Below are 25,988 nucleotides of genomic sequence, written 5' to 3'. Positions count from 1 at the left end.
CCGATATAACAGCCCTTACTGTGTACTATAGTGAAAACGATGTCTATTTAAAAGATATCTTTAGATATCAAATTCAAATATTATAAATATGGCGATAGTTAGCGATTTTTTTATTCTTGTTTTTTAGATTTTTTGGACCTTAAAAACCAAAACCAAGTGACGATAGTGACGCCGAAGACGGCATACGGCAGCCAACCTAGGTATAGGTAATCTTTTGTCAGAGATGATATTTGGTCTGACCCATCAAATCGATAATTGACCGTAAGGTGGTATTTTCCCGGTAACCAGGCCGGTTTTAACTGATTGATTCTGTTTTGATAAGTTCGGAAGGACTCGGGCAGGATAATGGAAGAGGCCTTGTTTATAACCCCTTTTGCGATCAAACGGCCGGAGGGATCTTTTAATTCCAGCGTACCGCGGGGGACGACATGGATATTGCCGGAATTTTGAAATCTGAGCTCTATTGTGTCCGGTATCTTTAGATAAGAATTTTGGATTGTTGTTTGGTTAAGCTTTAAGTCATATATCTCGCCACCGATTTTTTTGACAAAGATAAGAGAGGCAAAATTTTGATTCACCTCCACGACATCGGTACCGGATTTGTCGGAATTATCCAGTTTAACAATTACGGCGCCGTAATGACCTCCCGGGGACAAGGATTCTTTGTTTTGGATGGTGATTTTTATGTCAACTTTTTTTTGGGGATCGACTACCAGAGCGTCTTTACCCAAAATTATCCACGAACTTAAGGAATATTTTTTTTCTAATTCTGAGTTTTTTGTCCCCAAAAACGGAACTCCGGCTGATTCTTCAAGCCCGCCTAAGTCGACTACCGACAGCCTGAACACTTCGGATTTGTGGCCATGGTTGGTGATAGTTAAGATAAAGTTTTTTTCTTTGTCAAGCTTGTCAAAAACTAATTCCGTAAACGGCGGAGCAATACTTATACCGGTTTGGATTTTTTTCTGCTGACCTGAAACTCGGATCGGAAGGAGCGAAACAATTAGGCCTAAAAAAAATATTAAACCAAAACATTTTTGGCCGCTGATCATTTTTTTCTGTTGATTAACTTCATGAGTATTTTTCCCAAAGTTGACCATAAACCGACGATGGTTAAAAGAATTATGGCTCCGGCGGCGCTGACAAGCCGCCAGGGAATTACCCAAAAACTGACAATACCTTCGATGGGGATGTCCCTTTCTCCGTTGTCGTAAACAATAAGCATTTTGGCTGAAAATTTTCCCCAACGTAATTTGTGAGTTTGGCTAAAATCCCACTCGAGTACTTTCTCGCTTTCATTTTTTTTGTTTAAGACTACTTTTCCGTCCTTAACTTTTTCCCGGTAAAGAGGAAAACCATCAGCCCATTTAGTGCTGAAAACGCGGTTTGAATCGGGTAAAAGACTACCTTTTTCGGGATTTATTTCCAAAATGGCAACATCACGCTGGTTGCCTCGGTCGATAAAAATATTTCCGCGGGGAGAAAGATGAACGTTACCTTTATTTTTCAGTTTTATCTGAAAGTTGGCCGGTAAAAATTCATAAATTTTCTTATCGGTGGACAACTCCATGACTTCGACCTCTCTTTTGGCATTTGGGACCCGAACCTCTAAAAGAATGAGGGTAGCAGTAGCGCCGGTAATGGAAGTTTGTCCCCCACCATCGGCCTTGATGTTTTCGGCTCGGGAAAAAGTTATAGCATAGTAATAGCCAAAAGCAGCATCGGGGGGGATGGAAAAAGTGGCCGTGATGGTTTTCCACTGTTTGGGAGCAAGTTCAAAAGAATTTTCCGAAAATGATACCCAATCCAGAAATGAGTCACCGGGTTGACGATCTATCAGCCTTGGGTATCCGTCATCTCCGTAGGCGTTGAATTTTAGGACTTCAACTTTTAGCTGTTCGGTGACAATTCCACCATTTTGAATTTTCAGATCAGCAGAAACCGTAGCCCCGGGCTCGGTTACCAAATTTATCGGCAGGGGCGAGGTGATTAAATTCAGTTCGCTGTTGGTGGCAGTAGTTTGGGCCCAAATGACTTTTGGACCGGAAAATAACAAGGGGGCTAATATGAGACCAAAAAAAAATTTTGCCAAGAAACGGTGGCTGATCATTGATACCAAGATTATATATTAATCCCCGGAGATTTATCTAAAAAGTCCCCGCACCAACAACCGTTAGAGTATCAGAATAATCCGAAGCAGCGGCTAAAATAGTGGTTACCGTGGCTCTTTCTATCAGGGTGATAACGTCACCGGCGGTGGTTCCGTTACATGAAGCAAAGGGCTGAAAAATAGCGGATAAAGTTCCTCCGGCCTTGGCGGAAGCGCCGTTGTATTCGGGAGCGATAGTTACGGTGCCTGTACCCGTACCATTATCGCTAGTTAAATCGGCGTCCAGGACATAGCCATTAGCACCGGCAGTCAGCGTGTCGGGGCTACCATTTACGGTTCCAGTAGTGGCAATAGTGATACCGGTGGACAGGGAAACTAAACCCTGATTGGCGCTTTTTACCCAGGCGATCCATCCCCTTGGAGCATTTGTTGTAACCGTTACCGTATTACCATAAGTAGATACTTCTGTGGTGCCACTTAAATTAGCAGTAAAAGTATCGGTGTTGCCGGCACTTAAGACAAAATTAAAAGAGGGGGGAACGACGGCGTTGATAACTATCTGATCGTTGGTGATATATCTTGAAGCGACAGTGGTTTGATCTATTACGGTAGTAGCATCACTTCGGGTAGAAATAATATCGTTTGCAGTTCCTGCGGCCGGGGTGGAGACACCGATTGTCAGGTTAAAAGCATAGGTGGTACCGACTGTGAGATCGGTAACGCCAGTAATAACGATAGTGGTACCGGCACTTACGGCAGAAAGAGTGCCGGGAAGAGCTACAGAGCCAGTAGGTATATTGGTGACCGAAGTGGCGTTGGTGGTACCGACGGTGGCAGAGCCAAAGGTTATGACCACTCTGTCTTCGGTTGCAACTGTCGCGGGAACAATTACCACCTGAAGGCTGGAAAGGGTCTCGGCTTTAATCCGGTCGTAGCGAAGGGAGGCGTGGGAAAAACTTGCTGCGTTAACCTCGGTGGCGGCGAAAGCAAGGAAGATTGTTATCGCGGTAATTAAGCTGATACTCCATCTAGAAAAAATGCCTTTTATTTTTTTCATTGTTTGATAAACTCGTTTCTAAGTATAAATATGAGCTATTTAGACTATCTTGTCAAGCGATAGTTGCTAGTAATTTGCCGCGGCGATTACAGTTAAAGTTTCGCTGTAGTCATCGGCGGCCGGGGTAGTTATATCCACTTTGGCCTTAACCAAAAATCTAGCCCTTCCCGCATTAACCGGGTTTTCAGATAAAAAAATCGGTCGTATAGTTGTATCGGTAATTCCAACCACATCATTGTTTACATTGTAAGGAGAGGAAATATTTATCGGTCCGCCGCTATTTTGAGTGGCCCCTACCCCTTGGGAGCCAAAGCCTTTGGGAAGTTCCGACAAATTTCCGCTAATGGCGGCAATAGTTGACCCGGCTGACAAACTGTACAGCCCACCATTTTGACCATAAACAAAAACACTTGCTCCATTTGTAGCATTTGTCCCTATATCAACCCAAATTTTTTCGGTACTACTTTTAACACTTCCCGGGGTTAAATCCCCCAAAGAAATGATGTAGGGTGAGGCCGTTTCAGTGTCGGATGCCGAGACGTCAATATCGAAAGTAAGCTCGAGGTCTACGGTTGCCACAGATGCCAACGGCCCAAAATCAGTTTCAGTAAACTTGCCCTGCATAGCTTTTACTTTTACTGAATAGGTGGTTGAGGGGGTTAATCCAATAATATCGATACCGGTTGCGGCACCCCATTCCGTATATGTCTGATAATCCGTTAAAACCAAAGTGGCTCCGATTGTGTGATCGTTTTTAACATATTGGGTAGTGGTAAAGTCATCGCTACTGATAGCGATTGCATATTTTGTATCGGCAGGGTTATCACCCCGGTTTATTACCAGATGAAGCTTGTTGTAATAATTATCGGGATTGGTGATTGCCGGGGCAGGAGGGACGTTTGATTGCCGAACCCAGGCCAGCCCCACCCCCAAATCATAACTTTCCCCCGACAAGCTGTTACTTGAAAGTTCACCCACACTTCCGACCATTTCATAACTTGATGAACCTATTACTTCTCCCCCGGCGTTTCCAAGACTAAAACCCTCCAGTTTGTAATTGGTACTGGCGGGCAGAATAAGAAAGGAAAATATTAGCCACTTTAATTTAAGGTTTTGCCACCACTTTATTGCCATTTCTGTAAGTATAAACTAACCACAAGATTAAATTTAATATACCAATTAATATCCATATAGCGGTTGCCGACCAACCGAATTTATTAATAAAAAGTATTTCGACCAACAAGACTGAAATGTTTAAAACCCCCGTAGATAAATCTGAAATTTCCCAGTAGAACCACTCGTTGAGGATATATTTGAGTTTTTGTTTGTCTTCTGATCTTTTCAGATTGATTTTAATATCGCCTGCTAAAATTCCCTCATCGCCAACATATTCAAAGAACGGGGAAGTCTCGTATCCGCTTTTGGAGGCAGACAACTTATATCTTTTGGCCGGTTTGAGCTTGAAACGGAAGCGCCCCAACCAATTGCTTTTGGTTTTGGCCAGGATCCTACTGGCTTCAGCATCAATCAGAATGATATCGGCTCCAGAGACATTTATTTTTCCATCTATATAGTCGTCGCGGTTTTTGCCTCCGAAAATGTTAGTTTTTAGGCTATTTCTATAAAATATAGTGGTATTAATAACCAGCAGAATCAAGTTTATCAGGGCGACTAGATTGAAAAATCTTCCGGAGGAAAATAGATATTTCAGGTTGTTTTTACAATATTGCCAAACATCTGTGAAAGTACCAGAGTAATATCTGCCAACTACCAATAAATTAAATTTGTCTTTTTCTAGATAAATTGACGGTAGCTTTAAATCGCCACCAGCGCTAATTTCAAACTCGGTTTGTTTTTCTGAATAACCCAAAGCAGTGACTTTGGCCCGATATTTACCCCTTGGCAGAACCAAAGCCACTTCACCGTCTGTTTCTGAAAATACGGGATTTTCTGACAACAGAGTGTTTGGGGGGATTATTAAAAACCTTTTTTCTTTTGAATTATACAAACTAATTTCGACTTTGGCGGATTCAATGGGAGCAAGGGATTCCAACTCCAAAATTCGCATCGGCTCGATTATTTCCATGTCGGCCAACTTGTTTTCTATTATGGTGCCGTTGATACCCGACAGTCTGACGGACATTTCATAGAAGCTTACTTCTGAAGGACTTAAAAGTCTTCCCATGAACCAACCGGGTCTAATTTCGATTAAATCAGTTAAACTACTGGCGGGTTCCGCTCCATAGGCGCTACTAATCCCCAAAACCTGGCGGCTTTTTAATATCAGGGTAGCCTGCTTTACCAAATCGTGTTTATCGACCTGGAATTGAATAGAATATTCAACCGCTTTGGGAATAATTACCAAATAATCATTGATTTCTTTGTCTATTCTGGCGGCGTCATATAAAACCTTACCGTCACTATTCGCTAGTAGAGTGGATTTTACAACTTCGGGAAGATCAGAAACGGCGGGAGTTTTGAAAGTAAAAATATCCGAAAACAATCTATCGGTATCGGCTTGTGCTTCCAAACGAAAATAATATAGGTTTTGGGGATTAAGGTTGGTTAGTAAAAATATTTCGAAATTATCCGGCTTTAAAAATATAATTTTTTGAGTAATTTTTTTCGGAGTTAAACCATATGTCAAAATTAATTTATCAAGAGGGATATTGGTAGCTACCCTGATTCCAGCCTCGTTTGAGGACAAATTTATTATTTCTACTTTCTCTATTTTGAGCTTTTCCCTAAAAGGTTTTGGGGTGGGAGTCGGGCCTTGAACCGGAGTCGAGGTTGCTGCAGGGGCGGACGTGGCCGTGGGAATACCGGGAGCGAGAGTAATTGCGGGAGTGGAGGTAGAGGTCGGAGCCGGAGTGGAAACAGAAGTGGGAGTGGGGATTGAGGTCGGGGTCGGAGTTGGTGATAAATATGGCGGATTGTATTGATAATATTGGTTTATTGTGTCGGTAGCAACCGTGATGTTACCGGCAGTGACGGTGACACTGACATCGAAATTAACTAGGCTGGAACCGGTATATTGATCGTTTGTCTGCAGACTGAAACTAACAGTCTGACCTAAAGTGTTTGTCGGGAAATCGGGAATTGTCCAGGTAATTGTCCGGTCAATCAGATCTATTACCGGCTCTACCCCATTGTAAGCACTGGTACCGCTACCGATTACATAATCAAGTATATCCAGAGTCGGGATAGGAAAGTTCTCCAGAGTACCACGACTCCACTCGGCTTTTATGGTCAGAGGTTTGGTAATGGCGGCAGATAAAGAACCATAATCTATCTGATAGTTGAGTGTCTGGTTTTGTGACGCGTTTCCGGTAAGGTCCGAGGAAATACTGACCGGATAATCTGAGGGATTGGCGGGAACAGTTCCAGTTACCGTGATTGAATCAGCGGCCACAACCGGCACCCCAACCTCTATGGTACCGTCGGCTAATCCACCGCTTAAAGTGGCAACCTCCCAAACATAGTTGCTGCTGCTAACCTGGCCGTTTACGCCTATTCCACCGGTAATATAGAAGCCATAAAATTCGCCCGGAGCCAGGTCGACACCGGGAAAAGTGATTGCTTGGCCGTTGACCGCGACAGCAGTGTCTATCCCCGGCCAGGCAGAAACTCCTTCGGGTAAATTTATGGTAGAAACTGAAAAAGCAGAAGCATTAGTGTTAATAGTCCAACCGGTGCCGACGGTAATTCTGACACCATCTTCGGTAGCCGATGAAGTTGTTTTGGTGACTACCAAGACTTTTCCGGGGCTAAGACCGGTTTTGTTTCTGTCCAGACGAAGATAGGTGCTTTGGAGGTCGGCGGCCTGTAAATCAGAAGTTGACCCAAGCCACAGGAATAGAAAAAAGATGATCTTTTTCACCACATATTAATAATAGCCTATCCGATACCAATTTTTATCATCTTTGCAGGTTAGTTATTTCCGCTTATCTTGTGGTAGAATCTTTCTATGACATATTTCAATAGAGACGACAGACAAGATAACCGGAGAAGTTTTGGACCCAAAAGAGATTTTGGCGGCCGAGGAGGACAGAGTCAAGATAGAAGAATGTACCCGGCGGTATGCGATGAGTGCGGACGGGATTGTCAGGTACCATTTGAACCGGATGGCAGTAAACCGATATATTGTTCAAATTGTTTCGAGAAAAATCAAAGAGGGTTTGAGCAGAGAAGACCAAGCTTTGACAGACAGCCATTTGACGGAGGAAGAAAAAGTGACTCCGGTCAAAGTCAAAACCAAACCAATGACCTGTTGGTTTCAATTAATTCGAAACTGGGAAAGATTTTGGATTTGTTGAACTCCACTAAAGCTAAATCCGGGCAAAAAGAAACTAGGGAGATTGAAGTAGTAAAACCTGTAAAAAGAGCTAAAAAAGTAATAAAGTTGGCCGAAGAAATAGCAGCGACTGAAGAGATAAAAGAATAGGGACTGACTAAATACTTAGTTTTTCTTCAATACGGTTTTCAGGCAAATAAAGTTTTTGATCGACTGATAATTCGTCGATAAATGCCTGATTGTGCGAAACAATCAACATAGCACCGCGGTAGTCTTTGAGAGACTCCAATATCAATCTTTGCGACAGAGGGTCCAAATAGGTGGTGGGTTCGTCCAAAACCAAAAAGTTGAAATTTTGGGCAAGTAGGCGGGCAATAGATAATCTGGTTTTTTCTCCCCCGGACAACGATGCAACTTTCTGAAACACTTTGTCGTTGACAAAGAGCATGCGGCCCAAAAGAGCGCGGATTTGACCCTCCAGGAGACCACCTTCTAGTTTTTTGATGGTTTCGAATAAAGTTAACTCCGGAATAAGGTCGGATAATTCTTGACAATAATAACCCCATTTTAATTTTGGATCGCGGACGACTTCCCCTTCGTCGGGAATTAGCTGCCCTAGCAAAATTTTGATCAAAGTTGATTTACCGGCCCCATTTGGACCTAAAAGGGCGGTCTTGTAACCTCTTTTAATGGACAAATTAATTTTGGATAAAACTTTTTTGGGGCCAAAGGATTTGCTGATGTTTTTGGTGAAAAGAGGCATTTGGCCCACCCACATCGGCTCCGGTAGGATAAGTTTGATTTTTTTGGCTTCGGGAGGCATGATGGGCATATTATCTTCCATCTTTTCCACCCTTCTTTGAAGATTCATTCTGGCCTTGACACCTTTTTTTGACTTAAAATGGGCGATCTTTAATAATCCTTTTTTCATTTGGGTTAAATGTTTTTGTTCGGTCTCGATTTGTCTTTTCAACAGGGCTTCTTTTTCGGTTTTTAGCTTTATAAAACTTTGATAATTACCGCTATAAATATCTATACCTTTGGTTTGGGGACTGATGTAAAAAATTTTGTCCAATTTCCCACCGATAAATTCCAGGTCATGAGAAATCAGAAGCACTGTCCCGTCGAAGCGGGTTATAAAATTGATCACCCACTTTTTGCCTTCTTCGTCCAAAAAATTTGTCGGTTCATCAAGAAGTAAAATTTTTCCCCTGCCCAAAATGGCTCTGGCTAATGCTAGCCTGGTTTTTTGACCACCACTTAAAACCCGGGGAGGGACACCGGTATCCAGGTTTGTCAGACCCAACCCGGCTAAAACTCTCTTGACCTCATAATCGGGACAATTGGAGACATTTAAATAATCAAAAACGTTTTTGGCGTTATCTAAAATCGGATCGGATTTGACTTCCTGGGGAACAAAAGTAATTTTTCCATCGATGGTGACACGACCATCGTCGGCCTGTTCCTGTCCGGCTAATATTTTGAATAAGGTAGTTTTTCCGGATCCATTTACACCGACTAGCCCAATTTTTTCCCCATTGCTGACGGAAAAATTTACGCCACTAAAAATGGGCTTGTCAGTCCAGGTAAATGATAAATTTTCTACTCTAATCATGTGTCCTATTATAAGGCAAAACAAGATTAAGTGATGGACAGCAAGAAGCTCCTTGTGGCAAAGTCTGGGCTAAGGCTTATGGATAGCCGCAAGTTTGCTATAATTTGATGTAAATTATTGGGATAGTTAAATTAAATGGAACAAAAAAAAGGTAAAAGAAAAATTCTAATTGGGGTAGCGTGGCCTTATGTAAATGGCGATCTTCATATCGGCCATCTGGCGGGATATTTGCTGCCGGCAGACATTACCTCCCGATATCAGAGAGCAATTGGCAACGATGTGCTGATGGTATCAGGATCGGATTGTTACGGGACACCAATAACAATAGAGGCCGATCAAAAAGGAATTACGCCAAAAGAAGTGGCGGATATTTATCATAAAAAAAATGTGCATTTGTTTAATGACGTTTTAAAACTGACGTATGATCTATATACCAGAACCGACACAGATCATCACGCAAAAATTACTCAGGAATTTTTTTTGGAGTTTTTGAAAAAGGGCTATTTGTTTGTGGAGACAACAAAACAGTATTATTCAGAGCAGGAAAAGCGTTTTTTGCCGGATAGATATGTTATTGGGACCTGTAAAAACTGCGGGTTTACGGATGCCAGAAGTGATCAGTGTGATAATTGTGGAAAATTGTTAAGTCAGGATGAATTGGAAAACCCGCACAGTAAAATGACGGGGTCAGCGGTAGTTTTTAGAGAGACAAAACATTACTTTATTGATTGGGCAAAATTGGAACCGGAGATAAAAAATTATGTAGAAAAAACCGGACCTAAGTGGAAGCAGTGGGTTTTCTCGGAAAGTATAGGATGGCTAAAGCAGGGGCTAATACCGCGGGCAATTACCCGGGATATCGACTGGGGGGTGGAGATCCCTACAGATGAAATTCCGCCAGAGATGCGGATTGATGGCGCCAAAAACAAGCGGATATATGTGTGGTTTGATGCGGTGATCGGATATTATTCGGCATCGCTTTTGTGGGCTGAAAAAACAGGAAAGGATTGGAAAGAATACTGGTATAACAAAGAGTCAAAACACTATTACTTTATGGGGAAGGATAATCTGATATTTCATACATTATTTTGGCCGGGACAGCTAATAGTAAAAGATAAAGAGCTACATCTGCCTGATTTGACAAGTATCAATATGTTTTTGGACTACGACGGAAAGAAGTTTTCTAAAAGCCGGGGAATGTCGCTTGGTATTGATGAAATGGTTTCTAGCTTTGGAAACAATGCGCTTCGATTTTATCTGACCTTAATAATGCCCGAAACCAAAGATTCCAGCTTTAAGTGGCCTGACTTTTTGGAAAAAAATAATGGAGTACTGGTGGCAAATTTGGGAAATTTTATCCACCGGGTTTTGTCCATTTCAAAAGATACCGATACTTCACAGACAAACGATTTAGCAGTGTCTGAGGAAACAAGATCAGAAATTAATAAGGCGTTTGAGCGGTCAAGAAAGTATTTGGAAAATTGCCAATTTAGGGATTACCTGGATGCAATTTGTGATTTATCGGATTTCGGTAACAGAGTTTTGGGGCAGGAAAAATTATGGATATTGAAGAATCAAAACACAGAGGCATATTTAAAATCACTAAAAAACTATTATGCAATAATATTGGCGCTGGGATATTTAATATATCCTTTGATGCCCGAAGCTTCTGACGAGCTGGCTAAAAATCTGGGTATAGAAAATTTTCATGTGTGGCCAGAAGAAAAGAATGAACTTGACCACATTAATTCATTGTTTGGAATATTTGTTCACCCCGAATTACCTACTCCGATTTTCAGGAAGATAACTCAGGAAGAAATCGACAATTTTTCCCAAGGATAAAGCGGATTACCGAAATGGCCGTAGGCAGCGGTTTTTTGATATATCGGTTGGCGGAGGTTCAAACCAGTGTTAATGCCTTCTACAGAAAGATCCAGTAATTCCCAGGCAAAATCACTGATAACTTTTTGGTCTTTTGTTGCCGTGCCAAAAGTCTCGACGGCTTTGGCGATGGGATCCCTTACCCCGATAGCATAAGCAAGTTGAACCTCGCAGCGGCGGGCTAAACCGGCGGCAACAATATTTTTGGCAATCAATCGGGCGGCATAGGCGGCGCTCCTGTCTACTTTGGTGGTATCTTTACCCGAAAAACAGCCGCCACCGATTCTGGCCATGCCACCGTAAGTATCGACAACAATTTTCCGGCCGGTTACACCGGTATCAGAAGCCGGACCACCAATTTCCCATTTCCCAGTACCATTAAAGATGACCTGGTCTTTTATAATTAAATTCATTTTGTATTTATCCATGATCGGTTTGATTGCCTGCTCATACAAAATATCTTTTGCTTCATCGCTCCCAATTTCCTTGTAATTTATGGGTTTGGCCAAAACAATTTTTTCCACAGAAACGGGACGGCCTTTTTCATAATTGACGGCAACTTCGGATTTACCATCGGGACGGAGCCAGGAATATTTGGAGTGTAACTCATCCATTTGCCGGCATAATTCGTGGGCTAAGGTAATTGGTAGAGGCATTAAATTTTTAGTTTCGTCACAGGCATAACCAAACATCATCCCCTGATCCCCTGCCCCACCGTCATCAACACCCAGGGCGATATCGGGAGACTGGCGGTGAATATAAACTTCGACATCCGCTTTGTAATTAAATCCCAATTCTTTTTTTATATAGCCCAATTCTTTAACTTTATTCCTGGCGATTTCTTCAAAATTTATGGGCAGCGGACAGGTAACTTCACCGGCCAAAACAATTTTGCCGCCGGTAACCAGGGATTCGCAGGCAACCCGGGATTTGGGGTAAAGTTTAATGGCGGCATCGACAACAGCATCGGAAATTTGGTCGCAAACTTTATCGGGGTGACCGGCGCAAACAGATTCGGACGTAAATAGAGAATAGTTCATTTTTCCTCCTTAATTAATAAGAGGCATGTCTGAGTTCCGGTGATACCGGAGTTCAATGGCACCGCGATTCCGACTTATGTCGAGGACTCGGTTGCCGACCCCTACTCCGCATGAACGGAAAGGAGATTCTCCTGACAATGCTAATACTTAGAATAGGTAAAATATTCTCAGTAGTCAACCGGGAAAAGCCGGCTTTGTTTTACCCCAAGTTTTCCCGGTGGGAGACAGGCTTTGAAAGTTTCTGCAATTTATGGGTGGCGGCCAGCTGCTCAAGAAACTGAGTCGGAGTTTTACCGCTTTTTATTTCTCCGGTTTTTAGCTTGAACTCTGAAGCGATGTCGTTTGCTATTTCGTCGGTGACATTAAGAAAATTCAATACGTTAGTAAGATAGTATTTTATTATATGCCTGCCACTTAACGGACCCAAAAGAAGCCGACGGTCGTTTACGCCAAATACAGACAGATCGTGGCCTTCGTAGGCACTGGAATTTTTAATGACGGCCGACGTGTGGGGACCAGCTGAGTGAGTCCGGTTGGTCAGACTTACTGGCTCGGTGGTAGGAACCTGTATCCCGACAACGCTTGATAAAAAAACGTTTAGTGGATAGGATTGCTCGAGACTAAAACCCTCTATTGATTTTGGATCATCCAGATAAAGGTTACACAAAAGCCCGGTAAGTGAGGTAATCCCCGATCTCTCGCCGATACCCATCACTGAAGTTTGGATATATTGCATTCCGGCCTTTACGGCGGTAACGGTATTGATCAGAGAGTATCCGCGGTCGTTGTGGAAGTGACCTTCCAGAGGGGTTTTGGGATATCTTTTCTTAAGGGCAAGTACCCGCGCTTCCACCTGCGCCGGGGTAGCGATTCCGACTGTATCGGGAGTACCCAACCTGTCAACCAGATCAACGACTGAATCGTAGACCTCATACAAATCTTCGAGTGGGGTTCTGAAGGCATCTTCACCACTGAAACGCAATAAAAGGTCAGGGTGATTTTTCCTTATTTCACTAAGGAGAGGGCGAAGGGTATTTATTATTTCATCAATTTTTTTACCATGATTATAATTTTGGCTTTCTTCTGATGTACCCATGTAAAAATTAAGGCCATCAACTCCTGATTTAATGGCCATTTCAACATCGGAGGGGTGGCAACGGACGTGGGCGAGAATAAAAACCGAATGACCGGTTTCTTTGTAAAAGCCATCGCGTGCTTTGATCAAAAGGGCTAAGTGACCTTCTTCTTTTTCGTTTACAATAGGAGAAAAAACCTCTAAAAACCGAACGCCATATTTCATCAGATTAAGGGTAAGGTCGATTCTTTCGCCCGAAGAAAGGTGATATTTACCTACGTCTGCCAGAAGAGGACTTTGGATACCTTCCCTTAGGGTGGTATCAATAACCTCGAAATTTCTCGGACTATATTTTTTCGGATTTAACATAGAGTAGTGTTAGTTTATAAGATTTATTTGGTTTGTAAAATGACTATACTAGACCAATGACATTTAGAACTCATCAAATAGGGGCATTTGCAGCATTATTGACGGTAGTAGCCTATCTGCATGTCGGAGGGATATCGACAGCAACGGCGATAACGGCACTGATCGCCAATGTGGTCGGGGCGTTGTTGCCTGACATGGATCAAGTGTCAAACCGATTGTGGGATTTGTTACCCATTGGACATGTATTTGGGAAAGTTTTTGGAAAATTATTTTTGGGTCACCGGTCGCTGTCTCATTCACTGTTGGGAATATTTTTGGTCTACAAGGGGTCGATGTGGCTAATTCCGAATTTACTTAACAGAGATTTTGTTAATACGGACTCTGTAGTTTTTGCAATGCTTACGGGATACGTGTCACATATGATTCTGGACGGATTAACCGAAGAGGGGCTACCGCTTTTGTTCCCGATCAGGTGGAAGTTCGGATTTCCGCCATGGAAAAAACTTAGAATCCACACCGGTAGATGGGTGGAAAAATGGGTAGTGTTTCCTCTATTGGTAATTTATTCGATGGGGTTGACCTTGTGGCTTGGATTTATCCGATTATAAGTCCAGACTGCGAAACCACTTTAAAGCCTTGATTAAATCATTGTGATTAGGTCTGTTTTTGTTTATACCGCCGAAAGGTTTAACAAAAAATGGATAAGTATCGAAACCGCGGGTTTCAAACCATGATTTGATATTCAACCCGGATTTATTGAACAATAATTTAAAGTTTTTGTGGTAATCATTTATGAGGGGAAGACTGACAAGGCCACTGGTGGTAATCAGAAAAATGTTTTTATTTTTAATTTTTAATTTGGGAATAATCTCAGAAAATAAGCGGTGGGGTTTGCCAAAATATATACCACCGGCTAAAATAATCCGGTCGTATCTATTAACTAAATCAGAGGTTGCCCGGGAAATATTCAGTAGTTTAACCGGATACTTGTCTGCAATATATTTGACAATATTTTGGGTATTTTGATGATGGAAAGACTGATAAATAATTACGGTTTTCACAAAACCATGATAACAAATCAAGGAAGGTTTATTAGATTTGAAGGGCAAGCATAACTATTTATCTCTAATAATTTCTGCCAGTTTCGCAAGGTCGGAGTCGGGGGCTCGTTTGGAATTGTGAGAGGAGATATAACCTTCGTAATGGTCGAAATATTTGTCGACGTGTGATTCGTATTTTTTCCACTCGGAGTGAGAGGCGGTGCCGTGCATGGGGAAAAGCTTGGCGTGAATGTGATCGACACCAAAGCCCTCGAAAATCATGCCGGTCCGACCGACATCTGCTAACTTGGAGTCTATTAACTTGGCAACTTTTTTGACTGAAAGCATTAGTTCCGTTAAAACTTGGTCGGGAAGGTCAAAGGCGTAACTGGAATAGTGCTCCTTGGTAATGACAACACTAAAGCCCGGAGTGTTTGGAAATATTGACAGAAAAGCCAGGTGCTTGTCGTCTTCCCAGATCTTGTGACATGGTGACTCACCTTTTACGATTTTACAAAAAATACAATCATCCATAGGATAAATATACAATTTATTTGCTACTTTTTCACGAACAGAACGACATTGGGAAGATTGCGGCCGGGGCCTAATTTGTAACCACCATGCCAGAGGGCGGTGGAGCCACCGGAATCCAGATTGATGGCATTTTTTATGCCCATCGCCTGTAAAACTTTGGCACATTCGGCGACGGTGGAATTATGGACAACCCCAATATAACCAATATTGCCTGATGATCCCAGAAAACTTCTATTACCTTTGGCTGATTCTTTTTGGTCGCTGCCACCGCCAAACATGATGTTCCCATCTAAAACCAAAAGAGGCCGATTGGCAATCACAGCATCGGCCCCGGTATCTCGCCCCCATCCGGAAGACTGGCCGATAAACCTGCCGGAATTACCGGAAAATATGGCGACCGGAACGGTGCTGTAAACATTGTTGTCGGAATTGAAATAGACCTTATTTTTGTTCATTAGTAGGGTGTCAAATGAATTTTTCTTGTCGGCGCAGGAAGGATAAGTTTCGGGGCAAAAATAACTGCCGTTGATACCGGCATAGGCGCCACTGCGGCTGACGTAAGTGGCCAGAGGCAAAACAGGACAGTTGTTGGCGCAGGTGCCATCTGAGGCAGTGTCGACGATTACTTTGGTACTATTGAGATCCGCCGAGACAATGCTTACCATATACGAGGAGTCACCAATGGTTACTTTTTGCCTCCGATACCCGGAAGCGGGAGCTTGGTTAATTTCCGGAACATTGGCCGGAATAGGAGCGGCGGCAAGAGAGGCTAATTTTGTTTTTTCTTTGGTAATTTCTGCCGATAGCTCAGTTGCTGTTTTTTGAGCCGAAGCGAGGTCATCTTTGGCCAAAAAGCTGAGGACTGAGGAAAATTTACTTTGGAGGGAAGTTATTTTTGATCCGCGATCTTGTAGATCGAGAATTTCTTCGTACGAGGTCAGGGTGGTTTTGAAACTGGTTTTCAAATCTTGAATTTCTTTTTTGACACTGCCGTTTGTTTGGCGAAGGTCCTCATTTTTTAACGTTTCGTTTTCCGCCTGAATATTTTTAGCGGTTTCATTGTTTTTGGCAATTTGTTGATTGTTAACTAATATCTGTTGATTCAGATCTGTATTTGTATTTTGAAGGTTTTGAAGTTTTTGATAAATTTTGGACAGCGATAGCCAGAAAGTTGCCAGTAACATAAATACCCCGAAAACCGGTAGCCAAAAGGAGCGGAATCTTGTTTTTGCTTTTTCCACGATGAATTAATCGTAACATAATATATGGCTTATATTTTTGACGACGGAAACGGGGGTCTTTGAGATGATATGCGGTATAATAACTGCATGAGCAGAAAGAGGCAGATATTATCAGCATTTTTTGCCGTTGGTTTGGTAATATTTCTATTGATAATCGGTTATATGAGGAAAAGCCCAAAAAAAACCGATCAGTTGCCTTTGCCAACCCCGGTACCGACGGAAGAGGTAACAGAAGCTACCATAATCCCAACGGTTTTACCCACAACTGTAGTGGTAGCGACAGCAACATTGGCTCCGACAAAGACGATTTATAAAAGTAAGCTAAAGTGGGGTGCCTATACCGGGTGGCAAGTGGAAGAAGTGAATAATTTTGAATCTAAAGTAGGAAAACAAATGGATTTTGTGGCCACATTTGTCCACTGGGGAAATGAAAATGAACTGCCCCTTGACTTGGGAAATTTTACAAAAAGCCGCGGGAAAACATTGGTGCTTTTTTGGGAAGCAATGGACTACAACAAGGAGACAACCGAAGACCCGAAATATAATTACGATGCAATTTTGAGAGGCGACTGGGATAAATATATTGCTGACTTTGCAAAACAGACCAAAAACTTTGGAGGGGAAGTTATCCTGATTCCGTTTGAAGAAATGAATGGAGATTGGTACCCGTGGTCGGGGACAAAAAATGGCAATTCGGCGGCCAAACATATTGCGGCCTACAGATACGTAAAAAAATTTTTTGGGGGCATAAATAACGTAAAATTTGGCTGGGCGGTCAATGGTGAATCAAGCCCCGAGGTGGATGGTAACCGGATTATGGACTTTTATCCGGGGAACGAAGCGGTTGATATTTTGGGTATCAACGGGTTTAATTTTGATAACCCCTGGGTCAGCTTTGCGAGAGTGTTTAACGACGGGCTTGAAACCCTGGAAACCCTGGATAAACCAATAATGATTTTTTCTATGGCGTGTGCCGACGGACAGGAAAAGGCAAACTGGATTAAAGAAGGTTTGGGGAAAGAAATTTATAAACACCCAAAAGTACAGGGCTTTATTTGGTTTAATGAAAACAAAGAAAAGGATTGGCGGGTGTGGTCTGACACAAATTCTTTGGAGGCGTTTAAAAGTATCCTCAATTGAGCATTTGGCCAAGGCCTTGGCTGACGGTAACAACACTGGTACCGGTTTGGGTAAGATAATCGACAATACCTTGGAGCAAGGTTGGGCTGATAGAATACTGGCCGCCACTGGTATCCACCTGATGGAAAACCAGAATTGACCAGGTCTTGTTTTGGTTGGCGGTATCTATCCAAGTTTTGACTTGGTCGAGGGTGGTATCGACTTCTACGGAAAAGTTTTTGAGCATGAAAGGGTCGGTATGTTTATAGTTGTATCCCGAATCGAAGGGGACGGCGGTGCGGGCAGTGGTATAGCCGGATTCCTTGGTGATGCGAAGAATTAGATCATTATATTCACCGTACGGATAAGCAAATGATTTGACCAGAGAAAAGCCCATGCCAAGGAGAGTCACTCGGGAGTCGGAAACCTCTTGACGGATTTGAGACTCGTTTAGGGTGGGCAGTTGGAGATGACTGAGGGAGTGACTAGCGATTTCGTGGCCAGAAATCTGCATGGCCAAAACGTTGTCGACGCTCATATAATCGGTAGTCCCCAAAAAGCTAGTGGTGATATATTGAGTACTTTTAAAACCGGCGGCATTGAGGGCGGGAATAGCATTTTGATAAACTGAGAGCCAACCGTCGTCAAAAGTTAAGGAAACCATCCCCTGGCTGAAAGGGATTGGAGCGGCTTTTTGACGAAGAGAATAATTGTCGGTGATAATCCAGCCGATACTTTCAATCAGGTGAAAGACGGTAATCGAATGGACATCGGTAGGAATAGTGATTTCGCCGGTAAAAGTGGACCAATCGGCGGAAGCGACCACATTACCGATATCAACGTAAGTATAGGTGCCGTCATCATGAAAATAGCGGACGGTAATACGGGAGGAAATGTTTGATTGGTATTGATCGGAAAACTGATAAACGGTGTTGGGAGTAACGGCAACATCACTAAAATACCATTTGCCATCACCATCGGTGAATGAGGTAATTTCGGTCTTGGCGGCGGCAGAGCCATCAATAGCTGGGACTGGATAGGTAAAGACGGTAGTATTTGTCCCCCAGTTATTTTTTTGCCACTTATCCGGCAGGGAGGAGTTAAGAGTATCGCCTATTTCGAGGGAATTGTTGAGGATTAGATTGGGGCCGGCTGTCGGCTGCGGGAAATATGTCGGCGTGGGATAGACGGGAAGCGGAGTAGAGGTGGGGGCCGGGTCGGTGGTTGGGGTGGGGGTGATGATCGAGGTGGGAGTGGCGGTGGGAATGGAAGTTGATGTGGGGATTGGAGTATTGGTTGAAGTGGGAGCAATAGTAGTTGTGACGGTGGGAACAACATTTTCAATACTGTCGATTGCCTGGCTGACCGTTTTAAAGACGACTCCGGATTGTTTGAGATATGAAAGATGGTTATTAAAGTCGGTCAGACTGGTGTCGTATTGAGTAAGGTCGGAGGAAGCAATTCGATGATAAACCAGAATCAGCCAGGATTTGTCGGCGACAGCCTGGTCAACCCAGCTTTGGAATTCAGATAAAGTAGTGGTGGATTGAAGATTTTGAACCTTTAAACGATAGCGGTCGTAATTTTCGGGAGTATTTGGTCCCTCATCGGTGGTGCGGTGGCTACGATAGAGTGATGATTTAAGAGAAGTGATAACAGTGTCATTGTAGGCACCAAAGGGGGTGGCAAAGCTAGTAACCTTGCCAACACCCACAAGGTTTTCCAGATAATTTTTGGAATCGGTGATTTCAGCGATGATTTGGGCAGAGGTGAGGGTGGTTAGATCAGGGTGAGTAACAGAATGGGAGCCGATTTCGTGACCCTCGGAGTAGATATAGTTTACAGCTGATGGACCGGAGACATTTATGGCGCCAGTTGCGGGGCTATTGACTAGAAAAGTGGTGGCAAAATAATAAGTTACCGGAATTTGGTTTTGTTTTAAAAGTGGCATGGCAGTAAGGGTGTTGTCTTCCCAACCATCGTCAAAAGTTAAAGAAACCAGGGGTAACCCATAGCCGGAGGAGGTAAATTTTTGAAGCGAATAATCGTCGGTTATCAGCCAGCCGACCCTGTCTATAAAATGAAGTACCGAAAGGGCTTTAACCCCAACAGGTACCGTAAAAGCCTCTTTGTATTCGGCCCAGGCGGCAGAAATTGGGGCATCCCGAAGGCCGAGATAGCTATATGAGCCGTTTGCCAGGGTAAACCTGACGACAAGGTGGGTGACAATATTTGATTGATACCAGTCGGAAAAATAATAGGACTCGCCCGGGGTGACCGCAACCGGATCAAAAGTCCACTTGGCATCACCGGAAGTGTATCTGGTGGTTTGGACTTTTATGGATCGGGTACCGGTGTGGCCGGAGGTTTTTAGGTAGGTAAAGGTAGTATTGGATGACCCCCATTTCTCTTTTGTCCAATTAATAGGTAAATTCGTGTTTGTCGGTCGGTTTTGCTCGAGTGAAGGATTCAAAACAGGATTGGTAACAGGAGTGGGGGTAGGGGTGGGAGTGTTGGTGGGAGCGATAGTGGCTGTCGGAATGGGGGTGGAGGTAGACGTAGGGACAGCCGTGGCAGTGGGGGTGGGGGTGTTGGTGGGAATAATTGTGACTATTGGAGTCGGCGTGGAAGTGATCGTGGGGGTGGAAGTGGGGGTAGAAGTTGGGGTCAGAGTCGGAGCTAAAGTGGGGGTGGGGGTGGGAGTGACAGAGACAGTAGAAATAAGAGAAAATTCGTCGGTAATTAGCCAACCAACTTTGTTTATAAGATGATAAACAGTAACGGTGGAAGTGTTGGCCGGTGTTTTAAAAGTGACGTTTGCTTTGGTCCAGGCAGGGGCGGCGACAAGGTTGGCAACAGTAAGATAGTTGTAACTACCGGTGGTTAACTTGGTGGCAACAACAATGACACTGGCCACGTTTGACTGATAGTAGTCGGAAAAAGTGTAATTAGTATTGGCAGTAGCGGGAATTTCCTTGAAATACCACTTGGCATCGCCGCTTGATCTTGAGGTCAGCTGAACTTTGACGGCCCGATCAGACAAATAACCCATGGCTGGGTAGCTAAAGACGGCCGTATTTGTCCCCCATTTGTCAGTAAACCAATCCTGGGGAGTGGTTCCGGTTGAACTGGCTGTTTCCACCGAAGGGTTGGCGATAAGGTTTCCTGTTTGGGCGAGGGCATGCTCCGAAAATCCAAACCGCAACAACAGAGCGGTTATAAGTAAGAAACAAATTTTTATAAAATTTAATTTGATGTGAGACATGCTGGGTATTGGCCGGACAAACTGGTTATCAAAAATAAGTTTTGATATGGAGTACCCTGATAGTTAGTTATACCATTTTCACGGGCGAGTTTGTATCTGTTTTCAAAAGAATAGTCGATATTGTTGATGGCCAGATAGTCAACAAGAGAGCGGATTTCTTTTCCGGAAGGATATTTGGGGAAGCAACCGGAGCGAAAAACCCAAATGGCCGGCGAAACTGAAACACTCTGGGGCAGGCCATAGGAGACATTTAGACCGGAATTATCGGCCTGTTTTTGAATATCGGACGAACCCAAAACAGTGGAGTTCTCCGAATCGTTTCTAACGAGGGCAATAGCGGTTGAGGAATGGGACTCAATGAAACGGGCGATAAGGACAGTGTTAGGTTCGTTTTTGATGCAGAGGTTGAGAATGATGCCGGCACTTAAGACTACTGCCGAAGTAATTGAAAAAAAAGTTAGAAGTGATAATATTTTTTTCATTTTGATGTAGGTCTTGATTTGAAGGTAAGCCTATTTATTACCATATAAATCAGATTAATCGCGATAATGGTGAGATGAATAATCAGCGACAGTCCGGGTAAAAATATCATATTTCCCTCCTGGCCGGATGATACCAAACTAAATTGCGCCGCTTAAGGACGACTTCTTTTATAAATTGTTCCAGAGAGACAAAGCTATTTATGTACATCATGAAAGGATAAACAAAGACGACTAATAGCAAATCGGATCTTCTGTCGACGAAAGAGGCATAAATTGATTCTATAAAGACCACGATTGATAAATAAAAGAAAAATTTAATAGCCAGAAGTATATTTATCAGAGGAACTATGAAAATAAGAATCGAAAAAACCAGACCTTCAATGTAAATCAAGGAAAGCTCGAGGACTATACGCGGATTTTCGGTCACATCCTGGTTGAGATGCTTAACCAGATTTTGCCAGCCCCCACCATACCAACGGCGCATTTGACCGATATATGAGCGAAGAGTATCCGGATCCTGAGTGTAGACGATTGCTTTTTTATCGTAAGCAATTTTTAGATTGTTTTTGTGGAGTTTATAGGTAAAATCGAGATCTTCGGTAATGGTATCGTGATCAAAATTGATATATTCCCTAAAAATTTCAGTCCTAAAAGCCGAGGCGGCGCCGGGAATGACAAAAATATAACCTAAATATTTTTGGGCGAGTTTGTGGATGTTTTGGCCAATTACATAGTCAAAGGCTCGGCACATAGTCAACCAGTTGTAGCGGATACTCCTGACATAGCCAGCAACGGCAGCGACATTTTCGTTTTCAAAATCATTTTTTATCAGTTCAACAAAGTTTTTATCAAGAATTGTATCGCCATCGGTGGCGACAAAAATATCGCCTGTAATGTATTTTAGCCCTTTTTCCTGACAGAAACTTTTGTTTCCCGAGGGCTTGTCGAAAGTGATAACTTGGATTTTTGAGCCAAATTTTTTCAAAGCCGAGGCGGAATTGTCGGTACTGCCATCGTTGACGACAAGAATTTGATCGAATGGTCGGGTTTGATCAAGGCAAGACTGAACACAGGCGCGGATCGATTTTCCCTCGTTGTAGCAAGGGATTAACACGGATATTTTGGGGCGGCTTGTGGCCATGTGGCTTTGAAATAATATTATAGGCAAGGTATTCTACAATATGTTTTGTAAGATTTATATAAGATAAATAACAAAATAATGTAAAATCTTGAACGATGGCGAAAAGGGGTGCCTAAAATCGCATTTTCCCGGAGTTAAAGAATTCTTTTGGGTGTTTGATGCTTTGGTATCTCAGGAATAATTTAAATTATGTATTTAATATTAAAAAATATCCGACAGGAAGTTGGCCGTTTACCTACAAAAAAGCTGACTTTAATTAATCGAATTGGCTACTCAAAACAGGTGCTTTCGCACTCGAATACTTTTGCCGGATCTGAAGTGTTTTGGAAATTTTGCTCACAAGTTTGAACACAGGATTTACAGGCATCAAATTTGGGTGATGCTTGTAGCCGGCATTCGCCGCTGACTTTACCGCAGAGCGCGTATTGCCGACAATTGTCCCCTATTTGGTACATCAGGTCGCAGACTTCGGGGACATCCGGACCGCAGGTAACATCTAGCCCGTGACAGTCTTGCAGACCGCATCTTTCTGAAAGTGCGGGAGGAGGGATAATCGGGTGACCCGGTTTTTTTGATATTTGGAATTGATAATTATAACGAGCAAAAATCAGCACCGTTAGCAAAAGCATGAAAGCAATGACGACAAAAATATATTTATTATTTTTCATTTTATTATTTGCCTTTATTTACCGTAGCCCAGTTTCCAGATAGAAAAATCATAGATAGAAACTTTTGAATCGACATCAAAATCTGAGTCCCAAATATTTTTTTTGGTACCGCTGCGATAGTCAATAAAGTCTACTTTCCAAATTCCAAAATCAAAGATGTTTACCAAACCATCACAGTTGGCATCACCGGTGGCTTTTTTGGAACAGACGGAGACGGTGGGAGAGGCAGAAGGGAGGGAGGTCGGTTTGAGGGTGGGAGTGGGACGGATGGTCGGGATTGAAGTTGAGGTGGGGCGGGAAGTTGAGGTGGAAGTCGGACGGATAGTTGGGATTGTAGTTGAAGTGGGGCGAAGGGTGGGAATCAGGGTGGGTTTTTTGGTGGGAGTGGGACTGGAGGCAGTCGGGGGGATGTTTTTGGCCATCCAATCGGAGAAAGCCAAACCAACTTGAGTCTTTTTGGTTTTAAGGGGAGGATAGGCAGCCGCATGTAAATTGATATCGTAAAGCGAACAACTGGAATAACCGTTGACGGCACTATTCATAAGAAACCAGGCAAAGCGCTGGATCAGCATGTAATTATCGGACGGTTTGCCGATAGAGGTATCTTTGGTAGTGGTGGTGTAGTTTAGAGCTTCCTTTAGGTAGGCAACATTTTCGGATTCGGTTTTGTCGGGATGGCATGATTCGGTGATGATTAAGTCCTTATCCTGATCGCCGACACTTTTCATAAAATTACGCATTTTGGTGACGGCACTGGCCAAAGTTTCAAAATAGACATTGACCCGATAACCGTCCGTTGGCAAATCAGTGCCGTAATTTTTTTTATACTCGGAACGGATGGTTTCGAGCATATATATCCGACTTGACGAAGTTAGGGCGCCCAAAACAACTTTGTAATTTCGATTTAAATTTTTGAGAGCAAGATAACAATTGCGGTAATCCTGGGCATAAACAGCCATATCGGGAATTTCGGTCATACCAAGCTCGTTGCCGATCAAAAAAGTGGTCCCAAAAGGATAGGCAGTGGGGTTATTTTTTACCAGATCGAGAGAAGCCTGAGGGCATTTGCCATTGTAATACGTGGGCATAAATTCAACTCCATCGATATTGCCAGGGTTGGGTAAATCACTGGTCCCCTTCCAGGTAAAATACCAACCAAGATTATAAGCCTGAAAATCATACCAATTGAGATAGTCTACGGGAGTGTGGGAGTGGACACCGACACCAATTCTTTGACGGGAAGTATAACTTTGGGCAAAAGAAATCGGCGGGGAAAAAGAAAGGGTTAAAACTGCGAGGCTGAAAACAGATAGAAGCGACAGAATATCTTTTTTCATAAGTAAGCTTGTTTAATAATAGCTTACTTTTTTACTATTCGAAGGTTTTTAGTACTAATTTGTTGACTTTGTCCAGTTGATATTGAGTCATCGTTGGGGCTTCGACGATACTTATCCCGACAATGTTGAAGTCTTTTTTTACCTGAAAAATTTGGCTGATTAAAGCTTCGAAGGGAATACCGTTTTCGTCGGGGCGGGAAGCTGATCCTAATTCCTGAGGGTCGAGAACGTTGAGGTTGAGATGAATATAAATATTTTTTTTAGCTTTTTTCAGGATTTTATAAATTAACTGACCATTTTTTAATTCGTGGCAGGAAGTGGTGGTGATGGACTGACCCAGGTCGTTTACACCGGCCAAAATTATCTGATTTAAATCTAGCTGAGAAAAAGCGGGATCGGTGAAAAAAGGATATCCCCGGATGTCAAACCAAATAACCAGAAAATCCTGATTGTATTTTTGATTGAGATAAGTAATCGGAGTGACCTCGAATTGGGGGCTACATCCAAGAGTGAAAATTCGCAGAGGTTGGTGGAGTTCAATTAGGTCTCTTTGTTCCTCAGATTGGTGAGAAATTTTTTGGAAATTAATACTATCGCCTAGACTATTAAGTATTTGCTCCGCCCCTTTACAAACGACAGGATCATTTCCGGTAGCAGGAGCTTGAAGAAAATATACAAATAAGTTATCCATTGTATTCGTCTGCGCCAAAAAGAATGTAACCGTAAAACTCTATACCTTCTCTATTTTACCACAAAATGGAAATAAATTTTTCGTATTATTTGGGTATTTTTATTTGCCCCGACTGATGTTCCTTGTTTGCAGATATCGAATGCCCGGAAAATCGGATTTTCGGAGTTAAAAAAATTTGGTTTTGTTTTGCTTTTTAAAATAAAGCGGTTCGTTTGGGATTAAATTCGGTGACCTGTTTTGATAGTATTGACTTGATATTTTGGTTTGGTGATAATTCAGAATATAAGGTGGCTTTTGTTTTTTCCATGAGTATATATAGTATTTACAAAAGAGATGTTTTTGGAGTTTGTGGCGCGTGTTTGGGGTGTTTTTGTTTTATTCCTTTACGTATTATTATTTAAAAATTTTAAAAGGGGGTGAAAATTTAAAAAACATATGAAAAAAACAATTGCAACTTTAACCGCAGTGGCCGTTCTTTTGGCCGTGGCGGTACCAGTTTCGGCTCTTACACGACCATCCAGGATGACCCGGGTTACCCCGGATATCAATGCGAATGTCACCCTGATTGAAAGCGAGGTGGAGGCAGAAGCCGATTCAGGCGATAACAATGTCAATATTGGCGCTCCCGCTCCAGTCAGGGAAACAAATAGAATGCCGTGTTTTGGGCCGTGGTGTCATGAGGAACCCGAAGAGGAACCCGTGGTTGTAACCGGAATAATTGATACCGGTGAAGCTTGGGCAACTGCCAGAGGTGGTGTTACCGTCGGCCGACAAGAAAACGGCTGCTGTGACGAAGGCTGCACTAGCCCATGCAATACTCTAAACCGATGCGGAGGAGGATACCAACCTGCCAGTGAAATAGATGTAAATCTGGTAATGGTGGATAGCGAGGTTGAGGCAGATGCCGATTCAGGTGATAACCGATTAACCGTACGAGGCGGAAACGGTTACCTTTATACCGGTAGAGCTGATGCTCTTGCAGAAGGTTCAGTGGTAGTCAACGCTCAAGTCAATGATTTGAACTAGATA

General features: G+C 42.9%; 22 protein-coding genes. 5 read left to right on the top strand and 17 right to left on the bottom strand.

From position 1 onward, the window contains the following. Window positions 1-110: 110 nt before the first annotated feature. From WC841_05840 to WC841_05820, 5 genes are all read right to left on the bottom strand, one after another. A complete protein-coding gene (locus WC841_05840; protein ID MFA5828847.1) occupies window positions 111-1,100 on the bottom strand; it encodes a hypothetical protein in 990 nt (329 codons plus the stop codon). Beyond that, a complete protein-coding gene (locus tag WC841_05835; protein MFA5828846.1) occupies window positions 1,049-2,110 on the bottom strand; it encodes a hypothetical protein in 1,062 nt (353 codons plus the stop codon). The genes WC841_05840 and WC841_05835 overlap by 52 nt, the downstream gene beginning before the upstream one ends. Window positions 2,111-2,147: 37 nt before the next feature. Further along, the gene (locus WC841_05830; GenBank protein MFA5828845.1) at window positions 2,148-3,167 is read right to left on the bottom strand and encodes a hypothetical protein; all 1,020 of its coding nucleotides are present in this window, start codon (window positions 3,165-3,167) and stop codon (window positions 2,148-2,150) included. Window positions 3,168-3,233: 66 nt separating this feature from the next. Beyond that, a complete protein-coding gene (locus WC841_05825) occupies window positions 3,234-4,301 on the bottom strand; it encodes a hypothetical protein (protein ID MFA5828844.1) in 1,068 nt (355 codons plus the stop codon). Continuing rightward, entirely contained in the window at window positions 4,273-7,050 is a 2,778-nt protein-coding gene (locus WC841_05820; GenBank protein ID MFA5828843.1) for a hypothetical protein, read from the bottom strand. Before WC841_05820 ends, WC841_05825 begins: the two co-directional genes overlap by 29 nt. An 84-nt stretch (window positions 7,051-7,134) precedes the next feature. On the opposite strand from WC841_05820, the gene WC841_05815 reads away from it, so the two are divergent. Next, a complete protein-coding gene (locus WC841_05815) occupies window positions 7,135-7,611 on the top strand; it encodes a CxxC-x17-CxxC domain-containing protein (protein ID MFA5828842.1) in 477 nt (158 codons plus the stop codon). Between the two features lie 7 nt (window positions 7,612-7,618). On the opposite strand, the gene WC841_05810 is transcribed toward WC841_05815, so the two are convergent. Further along, window positions 7,619-9,076: an ABC-F family ATP-binding cassette domain-containing protein gene (locus WC841_05810; protein ID MFA5828841.1), complete on the bottom strand. Its 1,458-nt coding sequence runs from the start codon at window positions 9,074-9,076 to the stop codon at window positions 7,619-7,621. A gap of 135 nt (window positions 9,077-9,211) precedes the next feature. Here WC841_05810 and metG point away from each other — a divergent pair, with 135 nt between their 5' ends. Then, a complete protein-coding gene (metG, locus tag WC841_05805; GenBank protein MFA5828840.1) occupies window positions 9,212-10,918 on the top strand; it encodes a methionine--tRNA ligase in 1,707 nt (568 codons plus the stop codon). Here the strand turns inward: metG and metK are convergent. Both metK and WC841_05795 read right to left on the bottom strand, forming a co-directional pair. Further along, window positions 10,885-11,997, bottom strand: coding sequence for a methionine adenosyltransferase (metK, locus tag WC841_05800; GenBank protein ID MFA5828839.1), 1,113 nt, complete (start codon window positions 11,995-11,997; stop codon window positions 10,885-10,887). The two genes, metG and metK, sit on opposite strands and share 34 nt — an antisense overlap. A 199-nt stretch (window positions 11,998-12,196) precedes the next feature. Next, window positions 12,197-13,441, bottom strand: coding sequence for a pyruvate carboxyltransferase (locus WC841_05795; GenBank protein ID MFA5828838.1), 1,245 nt, complete (start codon window positions 13,439-13,441; stop codon window positions 12,197-12,199). A 56-nt stretch (window positions 13,442-13,497) separates the two neighbouring features. On the opposite strand from WC841_05795, the gene WC841_05790 reads away from it, so the two are divergent. Continuing rightward, the gene (locus tag WC841_05790) at window positions 13,498-14,049 is read left to right on the top strand and encodes a metal-dependent hydrolase (protein MFA5828837.1); all 552 of its coding nucleotides are present in this window, start codon (window positions 13,498-13,500) and stop codon (window positions 14,047-14,049) included. Here WC841_05790 and WC841_05785 read toward each other — a convergent pair. Genes WC841_05785 through WC841_05775 form a run of 3 tightly spaced genes read right to left on the bottom strand, consistent with a single transcriptional unit; the run spans window position 14,044 to window position 16,256 of the window. Beyond that, window positions 14,044-14,502 (bottom strand): flavodoxin domain-containing protein, encoded by a 459-nt coding sequence (locus WC841_05785; protein ID MFA5828836.1) that lies wholly within the window; start codon window positions 14,500-14,502, stop codon window positions 14,044-14,046. The genes WC841_05790 and WC841_05785 overlap by 6 nt on opposite strands. A gap of 54 nt (window positions 14,503-14,556) precedes the next feature. Beyond that, window positions 14,557-15,015, bottom strand: a complete 459-nt coding sequence (locus WC841_05780; protein MFA5828835.1) for an HIT family protein — start codon at window positions 15,013-15,015, stop codon at window positions 14,557-14,559. 23 nt (window positions 15,016-15,038) lie between these two features. Beyond that, the gene (locus WC841_05775; GenBank protein ID MFA5828834.1) at window positions 15,039-16,256 is read right to left on the bottom strand and encodes a phosphodiester glycosidase family protein; all 1,218 of its coding nucleotides are present in this window, start codon (window positions 16,254-16,256) and stop codon (window positions 15,039-15,041) included. 87 nt (window positions 16,257-16,343) lie between these two features. Here WC841_05775 and WC841_05770 point away from each other — a divergent pair, with 87 nt between their 5' ends. Beyond that, on the top strand, window positions 16,344-17,396 hold the full coding sequence (locus tag WC841_05770) for a glycosyl hydrolase (GenBank protein ID MFA5828833.1): 1,053 nt from the start codon (window positions 16,344-16,346) through the stop codon (window positions 17,394-17,396). On the opposite strand, the gene WC841_05765 is transcribed toward WC841_05770, so the two are convergent. The 6 genes from WC841_05765 to WC841_05740 form a co-directional block, all read right to left on the bottom strand. Next, on the bottom strand, window positions 17,389-20,640 hold the full coding sequence (locus WC841_05765) for a polysaccharide deacetylase family protein (protein ID MFA5828832.1): 3,252 nt from the start codon (window positions 20,638-20,640) through the stop codon (window positions 17,389-17,391). The two genes, WC841_05770 and WC841_05765, sit on opposite strands and share 8 nt — an antisense overlap. After that, a complete protein-coding gene (locus WC841_05760) occupies window positions 20,622-21,122 on the bottom strand; it encodes a hypothetical protein (protein ID MFA5828831.1) in 501 nt (166 codons plus the stop codon). Before WC841_05760 ends, WC841_05765 begins: the two co-directional genes overlap by 19 nt. Before the next feature lie 106 nt (window positions 21,123-21,228). Next, a complete protein-coding gene (locus WC841_05755) occupies window positions 21,229-22,263 on the bottom strand; it encodes a glycosyltransferase family 2 protein (protein ID MFA5828830.1) in 1,035 nt (344 codons plus the stop codon). Window positions 22,264-22,532: 269 nt separating this feature from the next. After that, window positions 22,533-22,931, bottom strand: coding sequence for a hypothetical protein (locus WC841_05750; GenBank protein ID MFA5828829.1), 399 nt, complete (start codon window positions 22,929-22,931; stop codon window positions 22,533-22,535). A 14-nt stretch (window positions 22,932-22,945) separates the two neighbouring features. Continuing rightward, window positions 22,946-24,268: a hypothetical protein gene (locus tag WC841_05745; protein ID MFA5828828.1), complete on the bottom strand. Its 1,323-nt coding sequence runs from the start codon at window positions 24,266-24,268 to the stop codon at window positions 22,946-22,948. A 34-nt stretch (window positions 24,269-24,302) separates the two neighbouring features. Next, complete coding sequence (locus WC841_05740) at window positions 24,303-24,959, bottom strand: hypothetical protein (protein MFA5828827.1); 657 nt, start codon at window positions 24,957-24,959, stop codon at window positions 24,303-24,305. Between the two features lie 435 nt (window positions 24,960-25,394). Here WC841_05740 and WC841_05735 point away from each other — a divergent pair, with 435 nt between their 5' ends. Next, a complete protein-coding gene (locus tag WC841_05735; protein MFA5828826.1) occupies window positions 25,395-25,985 on the top strand; it encodes a hypothetical protein in 591 nt (196 codons plus the stop codon). The last annotated feature ends 3 nt before the right edge of the window (window positions 25,986-25,988 follow it).

The organism is Candidatus Shapirobacteria bacterium (genome assembly GCA_041659325.1).
Classification (GTDB): domain Bacteria; phylum Patescibacteriota; class Microgenomatia; order UBA12405; family UBA12405; genus JBAZYN01.
The sequence above is the reverse complement of the archived record's forward strand: the minus strand, read 5'-3'. Positions and strand labels throughout refer to the sequence as shown.

What these genes read in the sequence shown, in the direction of transcription:
- WC841_05830 (MFA5828845.1), bottom strand. Translation starts at nt 3,167, where the DNA reads ATGAAAAAAATAAAAGGCATTTTTTCTAGATGGAGTATCAGCTTAATT.
- WC841_05750 (MFA5828829.1), bottom strand. Translation starts at nt 22,931, where the DNA reads ATGAAAAATAATAAATATATTTTTGTCGTCATTGCTTTCATGCTTTTG.
- WC841_05745 (MFA5828828.1), bottom strand. Translation starts at nt 24,268, where the DNA reads ATGAAAAAAGATATTCTGTCGCTTCTATCTGTTTTCAGCCTCGCAGTT.
- metK (MFA5828839.1), bottom strand. Translation starts at nt 11,997, where the DNA reads ATGAACTATTCTCTATTTACGTCCGAATCTGTTTGCGCCGGTCACCCC.
- WC841_05760 (MFA5828831.1), bottom strand. Translation starts at nt 21,122, where the DNA reads ATGAAAAAAATATTATCACTTCTAACTTTTTTTTCAATTACTTCGGCA.
- WC841_05815 (MFA5828842.1), top strand. Translation starts at nt 7,135, where the DNA reads ATGACATATTTCAATAGAGACGACAGACAAGATAACCGGAGAAGTTTT.
- WC841_05765 (MFA5828832.1), bottom strand. Translation starts at nt 20,640, where the DNA reads ATGTCTCACATCAAATTAAATTTTATAAAAATTTGTTTCTTACTTATA.
- WC841_05810 (MFA5828841.1), bottom strand. Translation starts at nt 9,076, where the DNA reads ATGATTAGAGTAGAAAATTTATCATTTACCTGGACTGACAAGCCCATT.
- WC841_05735 (MFA5828826.1), top strand. Translation starts at nt 25,395, where the DNA reads ATGAAAAAAACAATTGCAACTTTAACCGCAGTGGCCGTTCTTTTGGCC.
- WC841_05840 (MFA5828847.1), bottom strand. Translation starts at nt 1,100, where the DNA reads ATGGTCAACTTTGGGAAAAATACTCATGAAGTTAATCAACAGAAAAAA.
- metG (MFA5828840.1), top strand. Translation starts at nt 9,212, where the DNA reads ATGGAACAAAAAAAAGGTAAAAGAAAAATTCTAATTGGGGTAGCGTGG.
- WC841_05780 (MFA5828835.1), bottom strand. Translation starts at nt 15,015, where the DNA reads ATGGATGATTGTATTTTTTGTAAAATCGTAAAAGGTGAGTCACCATGT.
- WC841_05740 (MFA5828827.1), bottom strand. Translation starts at nt 24,959, where the DNA reads ATGGATAACTTATTTGTATATTTTCTTCAAGCTCCTGCTACCGGAAAT.
- WC841_05825 (MFA5828844.1), bottom strand. Translation starts at nt 4,301, where the DNA reads ATGGCAATAAAGTGGTGGCAAAACCTTAAATTAAAGTGGCTAATATTT.
- WC841_05770 (MFA5828833.1), top strand. Translation starts at nt 16,344, where the DNA reads ATGAGCAGAAAGAGGCAGATATTATCAGCATTTTTTGCCGTTGGTTTG.
- WC841_05795 (MFA5828838.1), bottom strand. Translation starts at nt 13,441, where the DNA reads ATGTTAAATCCGAAAAAATATAGTCCGAGAAATTTCGAGGTTATTGAT.
- WC841_05790 (MFA5828837.1), top strand. Translation starts at nt 13,498, where the DNA reads ATGACATTTAGAACTCATCAAATAGGGGCATTTGCAGCATTATTGACG.
- WC841_05835 (MFA5828846.1), bottom strand. Translation starts at nt 2,110, where the DNA reads ATGATCAGCCACCGTTTCTTGGCAAAATTTTTTTTTGGTCTCATATTA.
- WC841_05755 (MFA5828830.1), bottom strand. Translation starts at nt 22,263, where the DNA reads ATGGCCACAAGCCGCCCCAAAATATCCGTGTTAATCCCTTGCTACAAC.